The organism is Puniceispirillum sp. (SeqCode) (genome assembly GCF_965657105.1).
In the GTDB taxonomy this organism is placed as follows: domain Bacteria; phylum Pseudomonadota; class Alphaproteobacteria; order Puniceispirillales; family Puniceispirillaceae; genus Puniceispirillum.
Window position 1 is genome coordinate 1 of the sequence record NZ_CBFHNB010000099.1, and the last position, 3420, is coordinate 3420.

General features: G+C 48.4%; 4 protein-coding genes. All 4 read left to right on the plus strand.

Annotated elements, in window-relative coordinates; all coding sequences use genetic code 11:
* Window positions 1–773, plus strand: a 773-nt coding sequence (dctP, locus tag ACTF7Q_RS10315) for a TRAP transporter substrate-binding protein DctP (RefSeq protein WP_438997749.1), incomplete at its 5' end; no start/stop codon positions are given.
* A 54-nt stretch (window positions 774–827) separates the two neighbouring features.
* Window positions 828–1541 (plus strand): TRAP transporter small permease, encoded by a 714-nt coding sequence (locus ACTF7Q_RS10320; protein WP_438997750.1) that lies wholly within the window; start codon window positions 828–830, stop codon window positions 1539–1541.
* Window positions 1538–2851 carry a TRAP transporter large permease gene (locus ACTF7Q_RS10325; RefSeq protein ID WP_438997751.1) on the plus strand — a complete coding sequence of 438 codons (1314 nt, stop codon included), beginning with the start codon at window positions 1538–1540 and terminating at the stop codon, window positions 2849–2851. Before ACTF7Q_RS10320 ends, ACTF7Q_RS10325 begins: the two co-directional genes overlap by 4 nt.
* A gap of 23 nt (window positions 2852–2874) precedes the next feature.
* The coding region (locus tag ACTF7Q_RS10330; RefSeq protein WP_438997752.1) for a hypothetical protein at window positions 2875–3420 on the plus strand (546 nt) is incomplete at its 3' end.

Sequence of the window (3420 nt, forward strand, 5' to 3'; positions counted from 1 at the left end):
TTAAAGGTGGTGAAATCAAGCGTGCTGTTCAAACTGGCCAGGCACCTATTGGTGAACGCTTCATGTCTGCACATGCAAATGAGGCACCGCTTCTGGGCTGGGACAACTTGCCGTTTCTGGCGACCACATATGCAGATAACAACAAATTATGGGCTGCTGCAAAAAATAAGGTCAACGCCCAGCTTGATAGTCTGAATCTTGTTGCCCTATATACCTGCCCTTGGCCTGGTCAGGGGTTCTATTTCAAGAAAGCTGTTAATTCATCTGCCGATACCCAAGGTGTGAAATTTCGTTCCTATAATTCAGCGACCGCAACCTTTGCAAAAGAGCTTGGCATGACACCGGTTCAGGTTGAAGCTGCCGAACTATCGCAAGCACTGGCAACAGGCGTCGCTGAAAGTTTCATTTCTTCTGGTTCAACGGGCTATGACCGGAAAGTGTGGGAACATCTCACCCATTACTATAAAGTGAATGCGTGGTTGCCGCGGAACTATGTCATCGTCAATAAAGGTGTTTGGAATGGTCTCGACAGTAGCACAAAATCAGCCATTCAGAAAGCGGCTGACGAAACTGGTGCTGATTGCTCTGCAAAGTCAGCAGAACTCGCCAACTGGTATTTCGAACAGCTTGAATCCAATGGCATGAGTGTTGAAGATGCAAGCGCCGATTTCCTTAAAGAACTAAAGGCTATTGGTGCAAAAATGCAGGCCGACTGGCTCGCTTCGACAGGTGCAGATGGCCAAGCCATCATTGACGCCTACAAGTCAATGTAACTGAAGATGAAATGATTATGCCCCTTGCCATTGGTAGGGGGCATAGATTTAATTATGACAAATTGGCCCCTATTACTCGGATTACCGCTATGGTTCTGGTTGTTCATTCTTCCTGCCATAGGCGCTTTGTTCTGTCGTCTTGCCCGTGTCCGCATCCAGCCTCTGCTAAAACCAGTATGGCGTATGCTTGATCGTGTGTATCTTGCCTCGGGCATCATTGCCGCCATTTTTATGATTACAATACTGGTTATCATCATGGCGCAAATGGCGGCGCGTTGGCTCAACATACCTTTTGAAGGCTCAACTGAATTTGCTGGCTATGCGATGGCCGCAACGTCATTCTTTGCGCTGGCTCATGCGTTGAGTCGTGGTGCGCATATCCGGGTATCGATTCTGTTAAATCTGAACCGTTTTACCAAACTTTGGCTAGATGCCTTTGCAACGCTGATTGCGGCGGTAACTGCGACATATTTTGCCCGTTTTGCGGTAAAAACAAATTTCATGTCAGAAATTTTGAATGACCGGACACAAGGTCAAGATCAGATCCCCGAATGGATTTTATCGATACTCAAAATGCCAGGCACTTTCCCAACCGAATGGGCAACATTATGGGCAAATACCAGTAATGAATTGATATTTACCCCGGTCTGGGTGCCACAGATACCGATGTCGATTGGTACAATTCTGTTGGCCATTGCCTTATGGGACAATCTGATTCGTCTGCTTGTAACAAGTGAAACCGCTATCAAGGGGGAAGTAGTCGAATGACCGAACTATATGCCACCGGTATTTTCCTATTCGTTCTATTTGCCATGCTTGGTAGCTCTGTATGGGTTGGCCTTGCGCTTGTTGGCGTTGCCTTTGTGGGGATGGAGCTATTCACCTCGCGCCCTGCTGGCGATGCGATGATTACGACCATCTGGACAGGTGCCTCAAGCTGGACTCTGACCGCCTTGCCCCTATTCATATGGATGGGTGAGATTCTGTACCGAACGCGATTATCCGAGGATATGTTCCGTGGGTTGGCACCGTGGATGCGTTGGTTGCCTGGCGGTTTGCTTCATACGAATATCGCCGGATGTACTCTTTTTGCGGCTGTATCGGGTTCATCGGCGGCGACTTTGACCACTGTAGGCAAAATGTCGATCCCTGAATTACGTCAACGTGGCTATCCAGAATATATGATTATCGGCACCTTGGCTGGTGCCGCCACCTTGGGACTTATGATTCCGCCATCATTGACGCTTATTGTCTATGGCGTATCGATCAATGAGTCGATTACCAAATTATTTCTGGCTGGTGTTATTCCCGGATTGGTTCTAGCGGGTCTATTTATGGCCTATATCATAGCGTGGCATTTTTTACGTCCATCCGAACGTCCTGCCGCTGAGCCATCAATATCATTATCTCAAATGATTAAAGACAGCCGGTTTCTAGCTCCCGTTCTTATGCTGGTGTTTCTTGTTATCGGGTCAATGTATTTTGGCTGGGCCACCGCCACCGAAGCTGCTGCCGTAGGTGTTGTCGGGGCTTTGGGGCTGGCGGCTTTGCAACGCTCCTTATCGATGGAGACCTTTTTGTCCAGCCTCATGGGGGCTACCCGCACATCGGCGATGATTGCGCTCATTTTGATGGGCGCGTCATTCCTGTCTTTATCTATGGGCTTTACCGGCTTGCCGCGCGCCTTGGCTGGCTGGATTGATGAAATGCAATTATCACCAATCGTTTTGATTGCCGCATTGACGGTCTTTTATATCATCCTTGGTATGTTTTTGGATGGTATTTCCTCGGTCGTTTTGACTATGGCAATCGTCGAGCCGATGATCCGGCAAGCTGGCATTGATGTGATATGGTTTGGCGTATTTGTCGTTGTCGTTGTCGAAATGGCACAGGTAACGCCGCCTATTGGTTTCAATCTGTTTGTTCTACAAGGCATGACCAAACATGAGATTTCCTATATCGCGCGTACTGCCATTCCGATGGTTCTGCTGATGGTGTTAATGGTGGTCATTCTGGTGATATGGCCAGAGCTTGCGACATGGTTACCGGATAATGTGCGCCAAGGCCCGTCAAGCTAAACCGGATATAGCCGGAGACATCTATGGCAAAACTGACAGTCTTGCAACTTGATACAGCGTTTCCGCGTTTACCTGGAGATGTTGCTTCACCGGACAGCTATGACTGTGCCATTGATATTGTGACCATTCCTACAGCTACCGTAAAAGCCATCGTCACTGATTATCCTGACCATACCGATATCAGTGGTTTTGAAGCGGCGATTGATCTTATTGATCGCACCGCAGACGATGATGACGTTATCGCTACATCTTGTGGGTTTTTATGCTATTGGCAGAAACATCTTGCCCGCCGCACGCGCCTTCCCTTTGTTGGTTCGGCATTGATTGATATGCCGCGATTGCAAGCACAATATGGACAACGGCTTGGTATTCTTACCTTTGATGCCCACACCCTTACCCAGCCTGCTTATGCACGCACATTAGCTGGGTTTGACGGTCCCATAGTTGGTTTGCCAAAGACCGCGCATTTGCGTCAAGTCATCACCCAGAATGCCGCCCATCTGGACAAACAGCGCGCTGAAGCTGAACTCATTGAACTTGTGCATACGATGATTTCAGACACACCCATT

What these genes read in the sequence shown, in the direction of transcription:
- ACTF7Q_RS10325 (WP_438997751.1), top strand. Translation starts at nt 1,538, where the DNA reads ATGACCGAACTATATGCCACCGGTATTTTCCTATTCGTTCTATTTGCC.
- ACTF7Q_RS10320 (WP_438997750.1), top strand. Translation starts at nt 828, where the DNA reads ATGACAAATTGGCCCCTATTACTCGGATTACCGCTATGGTTCTGGTTG.